Genomic DNA, 18,020 nt, shown 5'->3' on the forward strand with positions numbered 1-18,020 from the left:
TCGCTCAGGAGAACACCATGGAACGCCTTGCCCGCCTGCTGCCTTTCCGTCAATTCGGTCGCCTGCGTCATCTGCGCGGCCGCACGCCCTGCGCGCCGCTGTCCGCTGCGGCGCCCGCCGGCCATGAAGTCGCAGTCGAACGGCAGGCGTCGCTGCTGCCGTCGGCGCTCCCCGCATTCGCGCGCGTGTCGCTCAATGCCGGGCTCAATCACGCGGAGCCCGCGCGGCGCGCACCGGTGCGCGTCTATCACGGTCGTTCGCGGCTGATCATGGTCGGCACGATCGATGCCGTCTGCCGCATGATCGATCGCTGCATCGCGGAGGAACGTTCGGCCGCGCAAGGCGGTCTCTGATTGCGACACGGTTTCGCTCCGGAGGTATCGTGACGCGCTCGTCGAGCCGCGGATGGCGGCTCAAACCCTTGCTGATCGTCGTGCTGGCGATCGCCGTCATCGCGGCGATCGGCTATGCCTACGCGTCGCCGTACATCGCGCTCGGCCGCCTGAAGTCGGCGATCGATGCGCGCGATGCACAGGCCGTCAGCGAATACGTCGACTTTCCGTCGCTGCGGATCAGCCTGAAGCAGCAGGTTACCGAGGAATTGATGCGCCGGATCGACGCGGTGAAGAAGGACAACCCGTTCGCGGTGCTCGGCGCGCTGATCGGTTCCGCGTTGATCGGGCCGCTCGTCGATGCGTATGCGACGCCGGAAGGCGTGGCCGCCCTGATGAGCGGTTTCCCGCCGAAAGGCAATCCCGGCGAGCGTCCGCCCGACTGGCAGGCGCAGCAGGCCGGCGGCGCACCGGCCAGCGGCGCCGCGCCGTCCGCACCCGGCGCGGCCGTGCCGCCGGCCAACGCACCGGCTCCGGGCAGCGCGGTCGCATCGGCGCCGCCGCCAGCAGCATCCGCTCCAGCGGCGCCGCCGGCGCAGCAGCAAACGCACGCCGGCTACCGCAACATCGACGAATTCGTCGTCACCTATCAGCGCACGGCCGACGGCACGCGTTATGCGGCGATCTTCCACCGCTTCGGACTGTTCTCGTGGAAGCTGTCGGCGATCGATCTGCACGCGTAGCGCGCGCCGCCGCGGCGGCGTTGGCGACGTCGCCGCGATCGGCGCCTCAAGCGCCGATCGCGATCATCAAATCACTGGCCGCTCGCCGTCGCGGCTTCGCGCTCGCGTGCGATTTCGGCCTTCTGCTCTTCGGCCGACGAGCATGCAACCAGAATGCTGCAGTTCACGCGATCGAGCAGTTGCGTGTTGCCCGACCCCATCCACCATCTCGATAGTCCGCTGCGGCACCGGTGTCCGACGACGACGAGATCGACTTTCAGCTCGCCGGCGAGGTTCGCGATTTCGTCGATCGGATAACCGAACGCGAAATGGCCCTCGGCCTGCACGCCGCGCTCGCGCAGCCAGTTCACCCCTTCCTGCAGGATTTCACGTGCGGTTTCCTCGAAGCGGCCGCATGCGACGTCGGTCAGCAAGCCGGCACTTTGCGCGATACTCGAGCGCATGTCGACGACCGACAGCAGATGCGTTTCGGCCTTGAGGTCCAACGCGAGATTGGCACCGCATCGCAGCGCCTTGCGCCCCTCGAGCGTTCCGTCGTAGCACAGCAGAATCTTGTTGTAGCTAGCCATGAGACCTCCCTATCGCGACAACGAGCCCTACCCATTCATCATGGTGCGTCGCAATCCGGCGCGCAAGGGATGGAAAACGCTGACACGCCGCATGCGGCGCGTGCGCAATGATGCGGTGCACGATGATCACGGCCCTGCACGATGCCGGCGCATACGCGCTGAGCGAACGCAAGCGATGCACTAGAATGGCCCGTCGTGCCGCCGTTTCGCTGCACGCGAACGCGCATCGCCACGCCTGCTTCGATCATGCCCGATCTGACCGGCGTTGTCCCGCTCCGTTCGCGGCATCCGCGCGCACCGCTGCTCGCCGTCACAACCATAACGCTGCCATGTCCGTCGCACCCATCGATTTCCGGAACGTCGAAAAGCGCTATGGCGACAAGCTCGTCGTCAACGATCTGTCCTTCCACGTGCATGCCGGCGAGTGCTACGGGCTGCTCGGCCCGAACGGCGCAGGCAAGACCACGACGCTGAAGATGCTGCTCGGTCTCGCGTATCCCGACGCCGGCGCAATCTCGCTGTGCGGCGAACCGGTGCCATCGCGCGCGCGGCATGCACGGCGGCGCGTCGGTGTCGTGCCCCAGTTCGACAATCTCGATCCCGATTTCACGGTTCGCGAGAACCTGCTCGTGTTCAGCCGCTATTTCGGCATGTCGGCGCACGCGGCACGCGCACTCGTGCAGCCGCTGCTCGAATTCGCCAAACTGGAGAACAAGGCCGATGCGAAGGTCGGCGAGCTGTCCGGCGGCATGAAGCGGCGGCTCACGCTCGCACGCGCACTCGTCAACGATCCCGACGTACTGGTGCTCGACGAACCGACGACGGGCCTCGACCCGCAGGCGCGGCATCTGATGTGGGAACGGCTGCGCTCGCTGCTCGCGCGCGGCAAGACGATCCTGATCACGACGCACTTCATGGAAGAAGCCGAACGTCTGTGCGACCGGCTGTGCGTGATCGAGGAAGGCCGCAAGATTGCCGAGGGCGCGCCGCATGCGCTGATCGCGTCCGAGATCGGCTGCGACGTGATCGAGATCTACGGACCGGACCCGATCGCGCTGCGCGATGAAGTCGCGCCGCTCGCGCAGCGCACCGAAATCAGCGGCGAGACGCTGTTCTGCTACGTCAGCGATCCGGAACCGCTGTGCGCGCGGATCAAGGGCCGCGCCGGGTTGCGCTATCTGCATCGTCCGGCCAATCTGGAGGACGTGTTCCTGCGGCTGACCGGCCGCGACATGCAGGACTGACCGACATGGACGTACGCAACTATTCGGATTCCGCTGCGCCGCACGCGACGCCTGCGCGCGAATCGCGCTTCGCGCTCGCGATGCCGGCGAACGCGACCAACTGGATCGCGGTCTGGCGCCGTAACTATCTGGTCTGGCGCAAGCTTGCGCTCGCGTCGATGTTCGGCAATCTGGCCGACCCGATGATCTATCTGTTCGGGCTCGGTTTCGGGCTCGGCCTGATGCTGGGCCACGTCGACGGCGTGTCGTACATCGCGTTTCTCGCAGCCGGCACGGTCGGCTCGAGCGTGATGATGTCCGCGAGCTTCGAATCGATGTATTCGGGTTTTTCGCGGATGCACGTGCAGCGCACCTGGGAAGCGATCATGCACACGCCGCTCGCGCTCGGCGACGTCGTACTGGGCGAAATCGTCTGGGGTGCCAGCAAGGCGATGCTGTCGGGCGCCGCGATCATGCTCGTCGCGGGCCTGCTCGGTTATGCGCGGTTTCCGTCGATGCTCGCCGCACTGCCGGTGATCGCGCTCGCGGGGCTCGCGTTCGCGAGCGTCGCGATGGTCGTCACGGCGCTCGCGCCGTCGTACGACTTCTTCATGTTCTATCAGACGCTCGTGCTGACGCCGATGCTGCTGCTCTCGGGCGTTTTCTTCCCGATCACGCAGCTGCCGCAGCTCGCGCAGCATGCGGCGCAGGCGCTGCCGCTCGCCAATGCCGTCGAGCTGATCCGGCCGGCGATGCTCGGCCGGCCCGCGACGGACATCGGCCTGCACGTCGCGATCCTCGCCGCCTACGCGGTGGGCGGCTTCCTGCTGTGCGCGTGGCTGTTCCGGCGCCGGCTGATGCGCTGACGCACGGCGCGCGCAGCGCCGCCCCTGCGCCCGACGACGTCACTCGTCGTCGTCGCTCCACGGAATCTCGACGTCGGTCAGGAATGCGACGGTCGCGAGCGGGCCGCCTTCGTGGCGGCCGAGCTTGCCGTCCGCGCGATGCCATTCGACGCGGAACTGCGTGCCCGGATCGTCGGCGATCAGATAGACCGTGCGCAGCTCTTCCGGATCGGCATCGGCGACCGGCCCGTCGAACGACACGAGCATCTTCTGCGGCCATACGCCGTTGACGGGATCGTAGATGCGATCGCCCTGCGGAATGTCGATGCTCGCCTCGACGCCGATCGTCGCGGACGCCTCGACGATCATCGTGCCGAGCGCGTTCAGCACGGCCGTCGCACGCGCGGAATTGGCCTGGCGGATCGCGAGATCGCCCCGCGTCAGCGCCTTTTCGAGTCGAGGATGAATCTTCGGTTGGGTCATGCGTTTTCCTGTTTGCTTCTTGTAAAGGGCACCGCGCGGATCGGCGGCGGTGCCGGATGAATACGGCGCGCACACGGGCCACGCGCGCGGCCGATGTGCGTCAGCCTCAGAATCCGAACGCGACCGCGAGCAGCCCGCTCGCGATCCCGAACACGACGACGAGGCTCGCGACGATCGCCAGCATGTATGGCTTGAACGACCGTGCGAGCATCGCGAGCGACGGCACGCTGATCGGCGGCAGCGTCATCAGCAGCGCCGCGGCGGGCCCGACGCCCATGCCGAGCGACAGCATCGCCTGAATGATCGGCACTTCGCCGGCCGTCGGAATCACGAACAGCGCACCGGCCACCGCGAACGCGACGATCCAGCCGAGATGATTGCCGATGTCCGGCCCGATGTGCGGAAACAGCCACGCGCGTGCGGCGCCGAGCAGCAGCACGAGCACGACGTACTCGGGCACGAGCCGCACCGCCATCCGCACGAGCAGCTTGATCCAGCGCACGAACGCGTTGCCGGCCGCGGCCTGCTCGGCCGCCAGCGCCGCGAGCTGCGCGTCGTCGATGCTGCGATCCTCCGGCCGCGCGATGCGGTTCAGCAGATAGCCGATGCCGAACACCATCGCGATGCCCAGCACGAGCCGCAGCGCGCTCCAGTGCCAGCCGAGCACGAAGCCCATGAACACCAGCGCGGCCGGGTTCAGCACGGTATTGCCGAGCCAGAACGCGACGGCGCCGCCCGGCGACGCGTGGCGCGCGCGCAAGCCCGCGACGACCGGCGCCGCGCAGCACGTGCACATCATGCCCGGCAGCGACAGCAAGCCGCCGGCTGCGACGCTGCCGAAGCCCGTGCGGCCGAGCACGCGCGCGACCCAGTGCGCGGGCAGCAGCGCCTGCACGGCCGAGCCGAGCAGCAGGCCGAGCACCATCGCCTGCCAGATCGCCTTGCCGTACGCCCACGCGTAGTCGAGCGCAGCCTTCAGCGACGGCTCGGGCGCCGACGCGGCCGTGCCCATCAGGATCGACTGGCCGATCGAATGATGTTCGGCGGCGACGAACGCCTTGTTGTAGTACGGAAACCATTTGACGTAGAACAGCCCTGCGACCGCGATCAGCAGGAAGGTCATCCAGCCGAGCGCCGGAACGGGTTGCGTGCGTGTGGTCGTCATCGTGAGGTGGTCGGATGGTCATGAGCAGTAATCGGCGCCGCGGCGGCGGCCGACACGTAGGCCGGCGACGCGGGCAAGCCCGCCTGCGCGAGCTGCTCGAGCAGCGTGCGCGCCTGGTCCGGCACGTCGGCCGCGTTCGGGCGGAACGCGAACGTCAGCGCGCGGTTCGGCTTGCCGTACGACGCGCGATACGTGCGCGCGTACGCGGGATCGTAATGCCGGTCGATCAGCGTGCCGAACAGTTCCGCGCGCCGGTCGGCGTCGAGCAGCGCGTGCCAGCGCGCCACCTCTTCGCGGCTGTGCAGCCCGATCAGCCGGTCGAGCTGCGCGCCGAACGCGGCGCGATCGTCGAAGAGGTGGCCGTAATCGTCGAGCAGGAACGCGATGCGCTCGTCGCGCGCGGCTTCGACCTGCACCCACGGCCCCGCGTGAAACGCGTCGAGCAGCGCGACCGGCAGCTGCACGAGCCCGATCTTGCGGCTTTCCGATTCGACGAACACCGGCCATGCCGGATCGTAGCGTCGCAGCGTTTCGACAAGCCCCGAATCGAACGCCTTCTGCGACGGCTGCGGCACGCCCGGCAGCGCACCGAGCAGCGAGCCGCGGTGGCACGCGAGCGCTTCGAGATCGAGCGTCTGCGCGCCCGCGCCGCGCAGCGCGTTCAGCAGCCGCGTTTTTCCGCAGCCGGTGTGGCCGACGAGCGCGATGTAGCGAAAGCGCGTCGGCAGCGTGTCGAGCGTCGCGCAGACCGAACGGCGGTACGCCTTGTAGCCGCCGTCGAGCTGACGCGCCTGCCAGCCGATCAGGTTGAACCAGGTCGTCATCGAGCCCGAGCGCTTGCCGCCGCGCCAGCAGTAGATCAGCGGGCGCCAGTTGCGCGGACGATCGGCGAACGTCGTGTCCAGATGGCGCGCGATGTTGCGCGCGACGATCGCCGCGCCCACGCGCGTCGCCTCGTACGGCGACACCTGCCGATACATCGTGCCGACGAGCACGCGCTCCTCGTTGCTGAGCACGGGCGCGTTCAGCGCGCCGGGGATATGGTCCTCGGCGAATTCGAGCGGCGTGCGCACGTCGATGATCTCGTCGAACTCGGCGGCGCGATCGAGGGTGACAATCAGGTTCTTCAATTTGGCGTCGAAACGGGTCGGTGCGGCTCGGCGAGCCGCACGGGCGCAGGAAGGCGGACCTGCAATTATCTCACGCGCGGGCGCCGCGAGCCGCGCGCCGCGTTCGGCGGCACCGACGCGGCCTTCATCGCGTCGATCAGATGATCGCGAAACGCGCGCACCGACGCCGGCAGATCGCGCCCCGCCATCGTCTGTACCTGGATGCTGCGTTCACGCAACTGCGGGTTCGTGACCGGCACGACGACGAAACCGTCGGCGTCGCAGCGGTCGCGCACCGACAGCAGACCGGAGAACATCACCGCGCCCGTACGCTGCGCGTAGCGGTACATCGCGGCCGTGTTGTTGCTCGTGAGCTCCGGCTCGAGCATCAGGCCGTCGAGCGCGCATGCGATATCGATCAGCTGGCGCACGGTCGTGCCGGCTTCGGGCAGCACGTGCGGATGGCGCGCGACGTCGGCGAGCGATACGGCCTCGCGCGCCGCGAGCGGATGATCGCGGCGCAGCAGCGCGAAGATCGGCGCGCGCTCCGTATGCTCGACGCGCACGCCCTTTTCCGGCGCGAGGCTGAAGGTCAGCGCGATGTCGGCGTCGCCGTCGCGCACGCGCCGCGTCGCATCGGCCGGCGATACGACCCACACCGAAAAATCGACGCCCGGATGGCGCGCCTTGAACGCTGCCAGCGCGCCGGGCAGGAAATCGATCGCGAACCCTTCCGAGCAGGCGATCTTCAACAGGCTGCCGTGCAGCGCGTCGAGCCCGCCGATCTCCTTCATCACGTGTTCGGCTTCGAGCAGGCTGCGCTGCGCGAAACCGAGCAGCCGCTCGCCCGCCTCCGACAGCGCCATGCCGCGCGGCCGCCGCTCGAACAGCGGCGCGCCGAGCTCGCTTTCGAGCTTTGCGATCTGCCGGCTGATCGCCGACACGGCGACATGCAGCCGCGCCGACGCGTCGCTGAGCGAGCCCGTACGCGCGACTTCGACGAAATACCGCAGTGCCAGGCCATGCAGAAAAGCCGCCATCGTTCTGTCTCCGTGCCGCGAGCGGCTGTCCTGCTTTGCCTTTTCGGCAAAGAAAGCTTCGAAATTCGATCATTGTGACAAAAAAAACGGCTTTCTAGAATCGATCGCACTTCATGCCGGCGGCGCGGCCCGCGCACCGTTCGGCACCTTGCCGAGGAGACAGGTCTTGACCCGTACCGCTGCCGTTCAGCATGCGCTGAACCAGTTCGAATCCGGCGCGCTGTTCGCGACGCTGAGCCGCCGCGTCGGCCTGCGCACCGAAAGCCAGGAACGCGGCGCCGATGCCGCGCTGCGCGCGTATCTGACCGACGAGATCGCGCCCGAAGCCGCGCGCCTCGGCTTTTCGACACGCATCGTCGACAACCCGGTCGACGGCGGCGGCCCGTTTCTGCTGGCGTCGCGCCACGAGGACGACGCGTTGCCGACCGTGCTGATCTACGGCCACGGCGACGTCGTGCGCGGCTACGACGCGCAATGGCGCGCGCCGCTGTCGCCGTGGAGGCTGCACGCCGACGGCGACCGCTGGTACGGACGCGGCACTGCCGACAACAAGGGGCAGCACACGATCAACCTCGCGGCGCTCGCGAGCGTGCTGCACGCGCGCGGCGGCCGTCTCGGCTTCAACGCGAAACTGCTGATCGAGATGGGCGAGGAAACCGGCTCGCCGGGCCTCGACGCGCTGTGCCGCCGCGAGCGCGACGCACTGGCGGCCGACGTGCTGATCGCATCGGACGGCCCGCGCGTTACCGCCGAACGTCCGACGGTGTTCCTCGGCTCGCGCGGCGCCGTGAACTTCCGGCTCGGCCTGCGGGCGCGCGACGGCGCCCATCACTCCGGGAACTGGGGCGGACTGCTGCGCAATCCCGCGATCGTGCTCGCGCATGCGCTCGCCAGTCTCGTCGATGCACGCGGGGCGATCCGCGTCGCGGGGCTGCGCCCGCCGCCGATTCCGGCCGCCGTGCGCGACGCGCTCGCCGATCTGTCGGTGGGCGGCGGCCCCGGCGACCCGGCGCTCGACGCCGGCTGGGGCGAGCCGGGGCTGTCGGCGCCCGAACGCGTATTCGGCTGGAACACGCTGGAGATCCTCGCGTTCAAGGCCGGCAACCCCGAGCATCCGGTCAACGCGATTCCGCCGGCCGCCTATGCGCACTGCCAGCTGCGCTTCGTGGTCGATACCGACTGGCAGGCGCTGCAGGCGCATCTGCGCGCACATCTCGATGCGCATGGCTTTGCGGACGTCGACATCGAGGTCGAGCGCGGTGCGCCCGCCACGCGCCTGTCGCCCGACGATCCGTGGGTGCAGTGGGCCGTCGCGTCGCTCGCCCGCACGACCGGCAAGAAGCCGGCGATCCTGCCGAATCTCGGCGGCACGCTGCCGAACGAGGTATTTGCCGACACGCTCGGCTTGCCGACGCTCTGGGTGCCGCACTCGTATCCCGCGTGCTCGCAGCATGCGCCCGACGAGCATCTGCTCGCGAGCGTCGCGTGCGAGGGGCTGCAGATGATGGCCGGCCTCTTCTGGGATCTCGGCGACGACGCGCCGCATCCGCGCCGCACGGCGTCGGCGTCGGCCGCGGCCGGCATCGCTGCGTAACGCGTGCTGCATCCTTCCACGGAGCCCCATCCACGATGAATACGACCACGCTGACCACGCAGGACGCCGCACGCCCCAACGCGGCGCAGATCCGGCGCATCATTTTCGCGGCGTCGATCGGCAACGCGCTCGAATGGTTCGACCTGATCGTCTACGGCTTTTTCGCGGTGACGATCGCGAAGCTGTTCTTCCCCGCGACGAGCGAAGCGACGTCGCTGCTGCTCACGCTCGGCACGTTCGGGCTGTCCTATCTGATCCGCCCGATCGGCGGCTTCGTGCTCGGCGCGTATGCGGATCGCGCGGGCCGCAAGGCGTCGCTGCTGCTGTCGATCGCGATGATGATGGGCGGCACGCTGCTGATCGCCGCGATGCCGACCTACGCGTCGATCGGCATTCTCGCGCCGCTCGGAATCATGCTGTCGCGGCTGATGCAGGGCTTTTCCGCCGGCGGCGAGTTCGCTAGCTCGACCGCGTTTCTCGTCGAGCATGCGCCGCAGCGGCGCGGCTTCATGTCGAGCTGGCAATTCGCGAGCCAGGGTCTCGCCACGCTGCTCGCGTCGGGGTTCGGCGCCCTGCTGACGTCTACGCTGACGCCCGCGCAGCTCGAAAGCTGGGGCTGGCGCGTGCCGTTCCTGTTCGGCCTTGCCATCGGCCCGGTCGGACTCTACATCCGCCGCTACGTCGACGAGGGCGTCGAGTTCCGTACGCAGGCGCGCGCCGAAGCGCCGGTGCGCGAACTGTTCACGCACTACAAGATGCGATTGCTGCTCGCGATCGGCGCACTCGTGATCTCGACCGCGATCAATTACATGGTGCTGTACATGCCGACGTACGCAATCAAGCAGCTCGGACTGCCGGCGTCGACCGGATTCGCGGCGACGCTCGCGACCGGCTTCGTGCTGACGCTCGTCACGCCGCTCGTCGGGCACCTGTCCGATCGCACCGGACGGATCCGCGTGATGACGACCGCGGCGCTGCTGATGCTGGTGACCGTCTGGCCGACGTTCGCATGGCTCACGCGGCACGCGTCGTTCGCGACGATGCTCGCCGCGCTGATCTGGATCGGCGCGCTGAAGGCCATGTATTGCGGTGCGCTGCCCGCGCTGATGGCGGAACTGTTTCCCGCGCAGACGCGCGCGACGGGCCTGGCCGTCAGCTACAACACGGGCGTCACGCTGTTCGGCGGCTTCGCGCCGTTCGTCATCACCTGGCTGATCAGCGCGACCGGCAACCGGCTGTCGCCTGCGCTGTATCTGATCGGATGCGCGATCCTCAGTCTCGTCGCGCTGTTCGTCGCACGCACGCGGCTGCGGATGCAATAGTGGAAACGGCAGCGCGATGCGCTGCCGATCGAGCGGCGGCCCGCGCCGGCATCGCGCCGCGCGGGCCGCACGTCGTTTACGGCGCCGGGTTCGGCTGCTGCTCGTGCAGCGCGTCGATCTCCGCGAGAATCTCGTCGGACAGCTTCACGTCGATGCTGCCGATGTTCTCCTTCAGCTGGTCGAGCGACGTCGCGCCGATCAGGTTGCTGCGCACGAACGGACGGCTGTTGACGAACGCGAGCGCGAGCTGCGCGGGCGACAGGCCGTGCCGCTTCGCGAGCGCAACATAGCGCGACGTCGCCGCGACGGCCTGCGGCTTGCTGTAGCGCTGGAAGCGTTCGAACAGCGTGATGCGTGCGCCGGCCGGACGCGCGCCGTTCTCGTACTTGCCGGACAGCCAGCCGAACGCGAGCGGCGAATACGCGAGCAAGCCGACGCCCTCGCGGTGCGTGAATTCCGACAAGCCGTTCTCGAACGTGCGGTTCAGCAGGCTATACGGATTCTGGATGCTCGCGATGCGCGGCAGCCCGAGCTTCTCGGCCGCGCGCAGGAATTGCGCGACGCCCCACGGCGTTTCGTTCGACACACCGATCGCGCGTACCTTGCCGGCCTTCACGAATTCCGCGAGTACCGCGAGCGTTTCTTCGATCGGCACCGTATACGCGTCGTCGATCCACGGATATGCGGAGCGGCCGAACGTCGTCGTGCTGCGATCGGGCCAATGCAGCTGATAGAGGTCGACGTAGTCGGTTTGCAGCCGCTTCAGGCTGCCGTCGAGCGCCTCGGTCAGGTTCTTGCGGTCGAACTGGTTGCCCTCACCGCGAATATGCCGCGGGTTGTGCGGTTGCCGTGCCGGCCCTGCGATCTTCGTCGCGAGCACGATCCGGTCGCGCTGCGCGCGATGCTGCGCGAGCCACGTGCCGATGTACTGTTCGGTGCGCCCCTGCGTATCGGGCTTCGGCGGCACCGGATACATCTCCGCGGCGTCGATCAGCGTGACGCCATGGTCGAGCGCGTAATCGATCTGCTCGTGCGCATCGCGCTCCGAATTCTGCTCGCCCCACGTCATCGTGCCGAGACCGATCAGGCTCACCTCGATGCCCGAATCGCCGAGTGTGCGGTATTCCATGCTGTTCCTGTCGCGTCGGTGGAAAGCAGGAACGCTATCACATTGAAACGAACGCTTCAGACGCGCGCCGCGGCAGCTTACATTGCGCCTTCGATGGCCACGCGACGCTTACTGCGGCCGCTGGATGAAACACGTCGCGGACGCATGCGCGACGATCTTGTCGTCGGGCGTCTTCAGCGTGCCTTCGGCGACGCCGAGCGAGCGCGACAGATGAATCACGCGCCCTTCCGCGATCAGATCGACGTTGCGTGGCACCGGCCGCAGCATCTTCACGTGGAGATCGATCGTCCCGTAACCGACGCCCGCCTCGAGCATCGAATGCACCGCGCAACCGGTGACCGAATCGAGCACCGTCGCGGCAAAGCCGCCATGCACGCCGCCGAGCGGGTTCAGATGCCGATCGTCCGCACGCGCCGACATCCGGATGTAGCCCAGTTCCACCTCGAGCGGCCGCATCGGCATCGTTTCGGAAATCGACGCGAGCGGCGCGTCGCCCGCCGCCGCGGCGCGCAACAGTTCGATTCCGGACAGGGAAAGCGGATTCATCGGGCGTCTCCTGATTGAACGCGCGTCGTCGCACGTGTAAGTTCCAAATTGGAACTGATTATTCACACGCACATCGGCGATGTCAATCGGTGCGGTGTGCAGTGCGCTCGAACGCGCACTCTATAATCGCCCGCTGTTTCGCTGAACTGCGCAGGAGATACGACGATGAAATGGGACGACATCGGCACGCTGAACTGTTCCGTCGCGCGCACGCTCGCCGTGCTCGGCGATCGCTGGACGATGCTGATCCTGCGCAACGCGTTTCTCGGCTGTCGTCGCTTCGATGCATTCCAGGCGCAGCTCGGCCTCACGCGACACGTGCTTGCCGATCGGCTCGCACGGCTCGTCGACGAAGGCGTGCTCGCCAAACGCGCGTATCAGGAGCGGCCGCCGCGCTTCGAATATCGGCTGACCGAAAAAGGCCGCGACCTCTACCCGGCGCTGCTCGCATTGCTCGCCTGGGGCGACCGCTGGAAGGACGACGGCCACGGGCCGCCATTGCAGTTGCGCCATCGTCGGTGTGGGCAGCTGATGCATGCGGTTGCCGTCTGTTCGGCATGCGGCGAGCCGCTCGATCCACGCGACGTGACGCCGGAGCCCGGGCCGGGATGGGGCGCGCCCGAGTCGGTCGAGATGCGCGACGCGTGACGTTGTGCGTTTCGTTGACGAAGCATTGCATGCGGCGCGTCGCGTCGTCAGAACGCGGGCTCGTCGGGACGCTCGCGATTCGTTGACCAAGCATCGCGCGGCGCGCTCCATCATCACATCGCACGTTCGCTGGGACGCACGCGATTCGTGTCGTGATTCGTGGTTCGTTCGTGGTTCGTTCGTGGTTCGTCCGTCATTTGCTCGCCGCGTGACATAACGCGACGTGCATCGCAATGCCGATCGCCGCATCGAAACATCGGCGTGCAACGTCGGCGCGCGCCGATGCTGCCGGGATACGGCGCCGCGCTGACAGCCGCGTGCCTCCGTGGTCACCGTATCGCGCCCGTGAGCGCGTATGCGTGCCATCGCGCCGCGCGCAATGCCCGTCGGGCAATTTCAAACGTGGCCGTCGCGACGCGTCTGCGTTACACTCACGGCCCGCTGTCTCGAAATTGTCCGCTGTCGCCGATGTTGTCGCGCAATCGCCTCGCCGCTACCTGTCTCGCTGCCTCCCTGCTCGTCACGCCTTACGCCGCCTTCGGCAAGACGCACAACGAATCGCTGCTGCAGCAGGCGATCGACTTCGTGTCGCGACTGCTGCCGACGCCGACGCACGAAGCACCCGCCACGCAGGTCGTCGAATCGGCGTTCTCGCCGGACGGCGGCGCCGAAGCGCTCGTGCTGAAGGCGATCGGCGCAGCGCGCAGCTCGATTCGCGTCGCCGCGTATTCGTTCACGTCGCCTGCGGTGACGCGCGCACTGCTCGACGCGAAACGGCGCGGCGTGAATGTCGCGGTCGTCGTCGACGACAAGGGCAATCGCGCGAAGAACAGCAAGCAGGCGCTGAACCTGCTCGTCAATGCGGGCATCCCGACGCGCACGATCGACACGTATGCGATTCACCACGACAAGTACCTCGTGATCGACGCCGAACACGTCGAGACGGGCTCGTTCAATTACAGCGCGTCGGCAGCGAGCCGCAATTCGGAGAACGTCGTCGTGGTGTGGAACAACCCGCAGCTTGCGTCGCGCTATCTCACGCACTGGCAAAGCCGCTTCGATCAGGGCACGCCGTACCGCTCCACCTACTGAACCTCACGCACGGCCTGTTCGTCGCTCGGCGATCCGGCTCTCGCGTCATGGAAACGGCCATGTCGTCGATGATCGGCGAATGCGCGACCACCGACAATTCGGCCGAACGGCCGATGCAGTTCGTGCGCGTGCGTGCCGGCGCTCAGCGCGCGGCCAGCCGCGCGGTCGGTGCGTCGCCGCGGCTGCCGAGCACGCAATCGTGCGCGTGCGCATCGCTGGCCGGCCGCGCCGCGGCGACCGCGCCGTTGCCCGGCAGCGCGCTTCGCAGGCATGCGGTGCTGGTCGTCACGGCGCCCTGCACCATGGGATAGAGAAGGAACAGCGCAAACGCGAGATAACCGGCGTAAACGAAACGGATCATAAGGGTGGCAATTGAACGAATGGTCTCGTCCTGTTTACGGCACGGCATCGCGCGGCTTGAGGCGGCGCGATCGTATCGACTTGTGGCGGGCACGCGCACGACGCCGGTTCGGCGAGTCGCACGCGTGCCGCACGGCGACCCTGCATCGTCCGCCGTGCCGCGACGCTCGCCGCGCGATGCCTTAACTACCGCACGGCGGCGCGTTCTTCATCGCTTCCTCGATCTGCTCCGGCGTCAGATCGCGCTGATGCGTCGCGATCGACCAGCGATGCCCGCACGGATCCTCGACCTGGCCGTAGCGGTCGCCCCAGAACATGTCGGTGGCCGGCATCGTCAGCGTCGCGCCGGCGGCAACGGCCTGCGCGATTGCCGCATCGACGTCCGGCACGTAGAGATGCAGGCAGACCGCCGTTCCCTTCAGCGCCTTCGGCCCGAGCGCATGATGCTCGGGCATTTCATCCATCAGCATCAGCTTCGAATCGCCGATCGCCAGACACGCGTGCGCGAGCCTGCCGTCCGGCGCGGCCAGACGAGTCACTTCGGTCGCGTTGAATGCACGCTTGTAGAACTCGATCGCATCGGCGGCGTTCGCGCAGATCAGATGCGGCGTCAGCGTACGCATCCCTTCGGGGATCGGTTTGACGGACGTGGACATGGGTGTCGCTCCTTCAATCGGTTGTCGTATCGGATAACGGGGCGCGCGATGCGCATGCCTCCGATGCCACGACGAACGAGCGGTCCGCGGATCGACATGTCGTCAGAAATTTCTTTGCGGATGGCCGGCTCACTGTTTCTGCGGCCGCGGCAGGCGGCCGACGTGTGACGGCATCGCGACGATCGAACGGCCGCGTGCGATCGACCGCTATCGCGTGAAAACCCCGCGGAAGCGGACGCGCGTTGCGCCGCCCCACGCTACTGACAGACCTTGACCGTACCGTTCGACGTGCACTGGTTGACGGACCAGTGGCTCTGTGCGGCGAGGCGCGGTGCCGAGCCGATGCCGCGGATCCGGGCTGCGGGCGCCGAAGCCGGCAGCGCGGTCGACGCGGTTTCCGGCGACGGCGTCATGGCAGGCGGCTCCGACGCGCTTTGGCACGCGGCGAGCAGCGCACACGACGCGGCGACGAGCGAGGCAATGAAGTGTCGGGACATGATTTCCTGAGGTTTGCCGGATCCGGTTGACGTCGACCGGCAGAACGTCGGTCAGTCGCGCGTGCGACGGCCCGGTACGGGCCGGCCCTCAGCCGATACTGCGCGCACCGGCGGCGATGCGCAAGTGCGCGCGGTGCGCGCCGCTCAGATTTGCGGCAGATCGCGCAGCGTACGCGCTTCGCTCGTCGCGTCGACGTCGAGCTCGATGCCTTCCGACGCGTCGCGATAGCGCACGCGCTTCAGCCGCGGCCCGATCACGGCGTCGCCTGCATCGGCGAAGATCGCATGAACGTCGTCGCCGGCGGCGATCGCCCGTGCGACGTCGGCGACCGGCGCCTCGGCCGGTGCAGCCGCCCACGAGCGGTCGGCTGCATTCACGGCCGCCCAGCGCACGTGCGTGACGCGGGCACTGAGCGGATCGATTCGAACACCATTGACCGCGAACATCGACATCGGAATCTCCTTCGCTGGTGGTGGCGACACGCGCGGCGGCCGCCGTCGCGGCAGGCGCCGCCCGGGTTCGCACCGACCTGCCCGGCCGACGCGGCTTTCGATGATACATTCGAACGCTTTGCAACCGTCAACACGACCCCTGACCGGAGAGATCCATGACCGACACCTGGGGAACCTTCCCTGCCCGCATGGGCGATCACCAAGCGTTCATCGGCTTCAACGAGAGTTTTGCCGAGATTGCGGAAGACGATCCGCGCACGGCGCTGCTCAGCGTGCGCGTCGACATCGCGCGGCCGACGCCTGACGGGCTGCCGGCCGCCGACGAGCTTGCCGAGCTCGCGAAGGTCGACGACCTGCTCGACGCGGCCGTGCTTGCGAAAGGCGGCGTGATGATCGGCCACATCACCGTCGACGGCCATCGCGACCTGCTGTTCTACGTGCCGTTCGACGAGGAGGCGGCGGCAGCCGTCGTCGACGATGCGGCCGAGCGCACGACGTACGAGCTTCAGTACGCGTATCAGGACGATCCGGACAAGGAAACGTACTGGCGAACGCTCTACCCGACCGACGACGATCGCCGGATCATGCTCGACATGCAGGTGCTCGATGCGCTGCGGCGCAACGGCGACGCGAGCGACGTGCGCCGGCGCGTGCTGCATTGGGCGAACTTCCGCGAACCGGACGATGCGCACCACTTCGCCGACTGGGCCGAAGCGAAAGGCTACGAGATCGACTCGGTCGCGCCCGACGAAGACGGCAACAGCGTCGTGCGATTCATGCACGACGGCACGATGGCGCTCGCCGACATCACGGGACATACGGTTGCGATCGATCGCGAGGTGCGTTCGCTGGGCGGCCGGTACGGCGGCTGGGAGACAAATGTCGAGGACGCGCGCTGACGCGAGTGCCGCGCGGGCCGCGCCGCGGCGGCAGCGCAAAAAGTATCCCGGCAGCGCAATCGTACGCTGCCGGGACCAAGACATCGCCGGCCGCAACCGGCGATGGGCCTGAGCGAGGCTCAGGCACGAGGAAAGCAATTCATGCGGACGGCGCGACGCGAGACCGCGCGACGACGCAGCAGCCGGGCTGACGCAGTCCGGTTTGCCGGCGCGAGCTTCGGGCGCCGGATGGGTAAAAAGCCCCGCTCCTACGCGAGCGAGCGGGGAAAAGGTTGACCGGGCCGGGGTAGAACGGTCAACCACGCGGATTGTCGGGCGCGGGGCGCCAGGCGGTCTGTGCGGCAAATGACGCATTGCTGATGCCAATGCAGCAATCGGGCGAACTGTGTGCAGGTTGTGCAGTCGCGGGCGACGCCCATATGTTCGCGCGATGAGGTGTCGCATGATCTCGCGGCGTCGCGCATGCCGGTTGCGTGCGGCTTATTCGAAAATCGATATTTGCGGGCGTCTTTAAATCGACTGCTTGTTTGAATGCCGGAAATTGCGCATCGGCGCGGGCATTCGTCTCGGTACGAGTGCGCGTCATTGCATTGCGCCGATCGATTCGCCGTTTGGACGTCGTCATTTTTTTGTTGCTGCGTTATCCCGATCGCTTTGCGATCGTGCGGCACTGCTACACTCGCCATCAGACCGATCGAGACCGCCCGCACTATTCACCAAAACGATGCCACTGACTCGTACCACCTATCGCGGCGAAGAGGTCTGGATCGTTCCGCTTCCCGGACACGCGCCCTATGCGTCCACGCACCTGAAGCGCGTGTTCGCGTCCGACGATTCGCGGCATCGCGTCGTGATCGTCGATCCGGCCAGGCTGCTTGCGTGCGCCGACCGCGACACCACGGATTACGTGCTGCCCGCGGTCGCGTATTGGCCGCCCGGCAAAGCGGCCGGTATTCGCGCGTTCCTCGATCCGGTCAGTCCGCGCATTCCCGATATGCCGTTCGTCACGTTTCGCGAGACGAGAACGCGGACGCTGTTCGGTCTTCCCGGTCTGGCGAAAGTCGGTGTCGTGTCGTTCCGCAATGGGCAGCATCGCGCGCGTTATCTCGCACATGCAGGCGCGACGGCCCTGCCCGTCGAAGTGCACGAGACGGAGGCCGATTTGCTGATGCGTTATTGCGGCGTGCAGTGACGTCGGGAAAGGCTCGCGCGATTCGAGTTCGAGCGGCATTCGAAAACGCGAAAAAAAATCCCGACGACATCCGGGATATCGTCGGGATCGAACGGCCCTTGAAAAAAACAGGCGCGAGGAAAG

Annotated in this window: 22 protein-coding genes; 10 read left to right on the plus strand and 12 right to left on the minus strand. The window is 67.5% G+C overall.

Features of this window, described 5'->3' with window-relative positions:
• The first annotated feature begins 17 nt into the window (after positions 1-17).
• Positions 18-353 carry a hypothetical protein gene (locus BCR55_RS16055; protein ID WP_006400151.1) on the plus strand — a complete coding sequence of 112 codons (336 nt, stop codon included), beginning with the start codon at positions 18-20 and terminating at the stop codon, positions 351-353.
• 29 nt (positions 354-382) lie between these two features.
• Complete coding sequence (locus BCR55_RS16060) at positions 383-1,075, plus strand: DUF2939 domain-containing protein (RefSeq protein ID WP_065494825.1); 693 nt, start codon at positions 383-385, stop codon at positions 1,073-1,075.
• 71 nt (positions 1,076-1,146) lie between these two features.
• Here BCR55_RS16060 and BCR55_RS16065 read toward each other — a convergent pair whose 3' ends face one another.
• A complete protein-coding gene (locus tag BCR55_RS16065) occupies positions 1,147-1,644 on the minus strand; it encodes a universal stress protein (RefSeq protein WP_006400153.1) in 498 nt (165 codons plus the stop codon).
• 329 nt (positions 1,645-1,973) lie between these two features.
• On the opposite strand from BCR55_RS16065, the gene nodI reads away from it, so the two are divergent.
• Positions 1,974-2,888 carry a nodulation factor ABC transporter ATP-binding protein NodI gene (nodI, locus tag BCR55_RS16070; RefSeq protein ID WP_006411987.1) on the plus strand — a complete coding sequence of 305 codons (915 nt, stop codon included), beginning with the start codon at positions 1,974-1,976 and terminating at the stop codon, positions 2,886-2,888.
• Positions 2,889-2,893: 5 nt separating this feature from the next.
• Positions 2,894-3,733: an ABC transporter permease gene (locus BCR55_RS16075; RefSeq protein WP_006400156.1), complete on the plus strand. Its 840-nt coding sequence runs from the start codon at positions 2,894-2,896 to the stop codon at positions 3,731-3,733.
• A gap of 39 nt (positions 3,734-3,772) precedes the next feature.
• Here the strand turns inward: BCR55_RS16075 and BCR55_RS16080 are convergent, their stop codons facing one another.
• From BCR55_RS16080 to BCR55_RS16095, 4 genes are all read right to left on the minus strand, one after another.
• Positions 3,773-4,195 (minus strand): hypothetical protein, encoded by a 423-nt coding sequence (locus BCR55_RS16080; protein WP_006400157.1) that lies wholly within the window; start codon positions 4,193-4,195, stop codon positions 3,773-3,775.
• A gap of 106 nt (positions 4,196-4,301) precedes the next feature.
• On the minus strand, positions 4,302-5,360 hold the full coding sequence (locus tag BCR55_RS16085) for a permease (protein WP_006400158.1): 1,059 nt from the start codon (positions 5,358-5,360) through the stop codon (positions 4,302-4,304).
• Positions 5,357-6,490 carry a tRNA 2-selenouridine(34) synthase MnmH gene (gene mnmH, locus BCR55_RS16090; protein ID WP_006411991.1) on the minus strand — a complete coding sequence of 378 codons (1,134 nt, stop codon included), beginning with the start codon at positions 6,488-6,490 and terminating at the stop codon, positions 5,357-5,359. The genes BCR55_RS16085 and mnmH overlap by 4 nt, the downstream gene beginning before the upstream one ends.
• A gap of 65 nt (positions 6,491-6,555) precedes the next feature.
• Complete coding sequence (locus BCR55_RS16095; RefSeq protein ID WP_006400160.1) at positions 6,556-7,509, minus strand: LysR family transcriptional regulator; 954 nt, start codon at positions 7,507-7,509, stop codon at positions 6,556-6,558.
• 166 nt (positions 7,510-7,675) lie between these two features.
• On the opposite strand from BCR55_RS16095, the gene BCR55_RS16100 reads away from it, so the two are divergent.
• Both BCR55_RS16100 and BCR55_RS16105 read left to right on the plus strand, forming a co-directional pair.
• Positions 7,676-9,103 (plus strand): M20 family metallopeptidase, encoded by a 1,428-nt coding sequence (locus BCR55_RS16100; RefSeq protein WP_065494827.1) that lies wholly within the window; start codon positions 7,676-7,678, stop codon positions 9,101-9,103.
• Positions 9,104-9,138: 35 nt separating this feature from the next.
• Positions 9,139-10,425 (plus strand): MFS transporter, encoded by a 1,287-nt coding sequence (locus BCR55_RS16105; RefSeq protein ID WP_006404876.1) that lies wholly within the window; start codon positions 9,139-9,141, stop codon positions 10,423-10,425.
• Between the two features lie 76 nt (positions 10,426-10,501).
• On the opposite strand, the gene BCR55_RS16110 is transcribed toward BCR55_RS16105, so the two are convergent.
• Both BCR55_RS16110 and BCR55_RS16115 read right to left on the minus strand, forming a co-directional pair.
• Entirely contained in the window at positions 10,502-11,554 is a 1,053-nt protein-coding gene (locus BCR55_RS16110; protein WP_006404877.1) for an NADP(H)-dependent aldo-keto reductase, read from the minus strand.
• Between the two features lie 108 nt (positions 11,555-11,662).
• Positions 11,663-12,100: a PaaI family thioesterase gene (locus BCR55_RS16115; RefSeq protein ID WP_006400164.1), complete on the minus strand. Its 438-nt coding sequence runs from the start codon at positions 12,098-12,100 to the stop codon at positions 11,663-11,665.
• 165 nt (positions 12,101-12,265) lie between these two features.
• Between BCR55_RS16115 and BCR55_RS16120 the strand changes: the two genes are divergently transcribed.
• Together BCR55_RS16120 and BCR55_RS16125 are read left to right on the plus strand one after the other, a co-directional pair.
• Entirely contained in the window at positions 12,266-12,748 is a 483-nt protein-coding gene (locus tag BCR55_RS16120) for a helix-turn-helix domain-containing protein (protein WP_053297281.1), read from the plus strand.
• A 468-nt stretch (positions 12,749-13,216) separates the two neighbouring features.
• Positions 13,217-13,840 carry a phospholipase D family protein gene (locus tag BCR55_RS16125; RefSeq protein WP_012467610.1) on the plus strand — a complete coding sequence of 208 codons (624 nt, stop codon included), beginning with the start codon at positions 13,217-13,219 and terminating at the stop codon, positions 13,838-13,840.
• A 142-nt stretch (positions 13,841-13,982) separates the two neighbouring features.
• On the opposite strand, the gene BCR55_RS33060 is transcribed toward BCR55_RS16125, so the two are convergent.
• The 4 genes from BCR55_RS33060 to BCR55_RS16145 form a co-directional block, all read right to left on the minus strand.
• Entirely contained in the window at positions 13,983-14,300 is a 318-nt protein-coding gene (locus tag BCR55_RS33060; protein WP_172488734.1) for a hypothetical protein, read from the minus strand.
• Positions 14,301-14,382: 82 nt separating this feature from the next.
• On the minus strand, positions 14,383-14,856 hold the full coding sequence (locus BCR55_RS16135; RefSeq protein WP_006416775.1) for a VOC family protein: 474 nt from the start codon (positions 14,854-14,856) through the stop codon (positions 14,383-14,385).
• A gap of 257 nt (positions 14,857-15,113) precedes the next feature.
• The gene (locus BCR55_RS31010) at positions 15,114-15,353 is read right to left on the minus strand and encodes a hypothetical protein (protein ID WP_083211803.1); all 240 of its coding nucleotides are present in this window, start codon (positions 15,351-15,353) and stop codon (positions 15,114-15,116) included.
• A gap of 144 nt (positions 15,354-15,497) precedes the next feature.
• Positions 15,498-15,806: a hypothetical protein gene (locus BCR55_RS16145; RefSeq protein ID WP_006400171.1), complete on the minus strand. Its 309-nt coding sequence runs from the start codon at positions 15,804-15,806 to the stop codon at positions 15,498-15,500.
• A gap of 155 nt (positions 15,807-15,961) precedes the next feature.
• On the opposite strand from BCR55_RS16145, the gene BCR55_RS16150 reads away from it, so the two are divergent.
• Positions 15,962-16,705 carry a DUF695 domain-containing protein gene (locus tag BCR55_RS16150; protein WP_006400172.1) on the plus strand — a complete coding sequence of 248 codons (744 nt, stop codon included), beginning with the start codon at positions 15,962-15,964 and terminating at the stop codon, positions 16,703-16,705.
• 295 nt (positions 16,706-17,000) lie between these two features.
• Here BCR55_RS16150 and BCR55_RS33065 read toward each other — a convergent pair whose 3' ends face one another.
• Positions 17,001-17,330 (minus strand): hypothetical protein, encoded by a 330-nt coding sequence (locus BCR55_RS33065; protein WP_170933504.1) that lies wholly within the window; start codon positions 17,328-17,330, stop codon positions 17,001-17,003.
• Positions 17,331-17,429: 99 nt separating this feature from the next.
• On the opposite strand from BCR55_RS33065, the gene BCR55_RS16155 reads away from it, so the two are divergent.
• Positions 17,430-17,897 carry a hypothetical protein gene (locus BCR55_RS16155; protein ID WP_035488230.1) on the plus strand — a complete coding sequence of 156 codons (468 nt, stop codon included), beginning with the start codon at positions 17,430-17,432 and terminating at the stop codon, positions 17,895-17,897.
• Positions 17,898-18,020: the final 123 nt, after the last annotated feature.

It is taken from the genome of Burkholderia sp. CCA53, assembly GCF_001685525.1.
Lineage (GTDB): Bacteria > Pseudomonadota > Gammaproteobacteria > Burkholderiales > Burkholderiaceae > Burkholderia > Burkholderia multivorans.

Coding starts and splice junctions, on each gene's coding strand:
- BCR55_RS16105 (WP_006404876.1), top strand. CDS start 9,139: ATGAATACGACCACGCTGACCACGCAGGACGCCGCACGCCCCAACGCG.
- BCR55_RS31010 (WP_083211803.1), bottom strand. CDS start 15,353: ATGTCCCGACACTTCATTGCCTCGCTCGTCGCCGCGTCGTGTGCGCTG.
- BCR55_RS16080 (WP_006400157.1), bottom strand. CDS start 4,195: ATGACCCAACCGAAGATTCATCCTCGACTCGAAAAGGCGCTGACGCGG.
- BCR55_RS16115 (WP_006400164.1), bottom strand. CDS start 12,100: ATGAATCCGCTTTCCCTGTCCGGAATCGAACTGTTGCGCGCCGCGGCG.
- BCR55_RS16065 (WP_006400153.1), bottom strand. CDS start 1,644: ATGGCTAGCTACAACAAGATTCTGCTGTGCTACGACGGAACGCTCGAG.
- BCR55_RS16145 (WP_006400171.1), bottom strand. CDS start 15,806: ATGTCGATGTTCGCGGTCAATGGTGTTCGAATCGATCCGCTCAGTGCC.
- BCR55_RS16055 (WP_006400151.1), top strand. CDS start 18: ATGGAACGCCTTGCCCGCCTGCTGCCTTTCCGTCAATTCGGTCGCCTG.
- BCR55_RS16095 (WP_006400160.1), bottom strand. CDS start 7,509: ATGGCGGCTTTTCTGCATGGCCTGGCACTGCGGTATTTCGTCGAAGTC.
- BCR55_RS16155 (WP_035488230.1), top strand. CDS start 17,430: ATGCCACTGACTCGTACCACCTATCGCGGCGAAGAGGTCTGGATCGTT.
- nodI (WP_006411987.1), top strand. CDS start 1,974: ATGTCCGTCGCACCCATCGATTTCCGGAACGTCGAAAAGCGCTATGGC.
- BCR55_RS16135 (WP_006416775.1), bottom strand. CDS start 14,856: ATGTCCACGTCCGTCAAACCGATCCCCGAAGGGATGCGTACGCTGACG.
- BCR55_RS16085 (WP_006400158.1), bottom strand. CDS start 5,360: ATGACGACCACACGCACGCAACCCGTTCCGGCGCTCGGCTGGATGACC.
- BCR55_RS16110 (WP_006404877.1), bottom strand. CDS start 11,554: ATGGAATACCGCACACTCGGCGATTCGGGCATCGAGGTGAGCCTGATC.
- BCR55_RS16120 (WP_053297281.1), top strand. CDS start 12,266: ATGAAATGGGACGACATCGGCACGCTGAACTGTTCCGTCGCGCGCACG.
- BCR55_RS16125 (WP_012467610.1), top strand. CDS start 13,217: ATGTTGTCGCGCAATCGCCTCGCCGCTACCTGTCTCGCTGCCTCCCTG.
- BCR55_RS33065 (WP_170933504.1), bottom strand. CDS start 17,330: ATGACGACGTCCAAACGGCGAATCGATCGGCGCAATGCAATGACGCGC.
- BCR55_RS16075 (WP_006400156.1), top strand. CDS start 2,894: ATGGACGTACGCAACTATTCGGATTCCGCTGCGCCGCACGCGACGCCT.
- BCR55_RS16150 (WP_006400172.1), top strand. CDS start 15,962: ATGACCGACACCTGGGGAACCTTCCCTGCCCGCATGGGCGATCACCAA.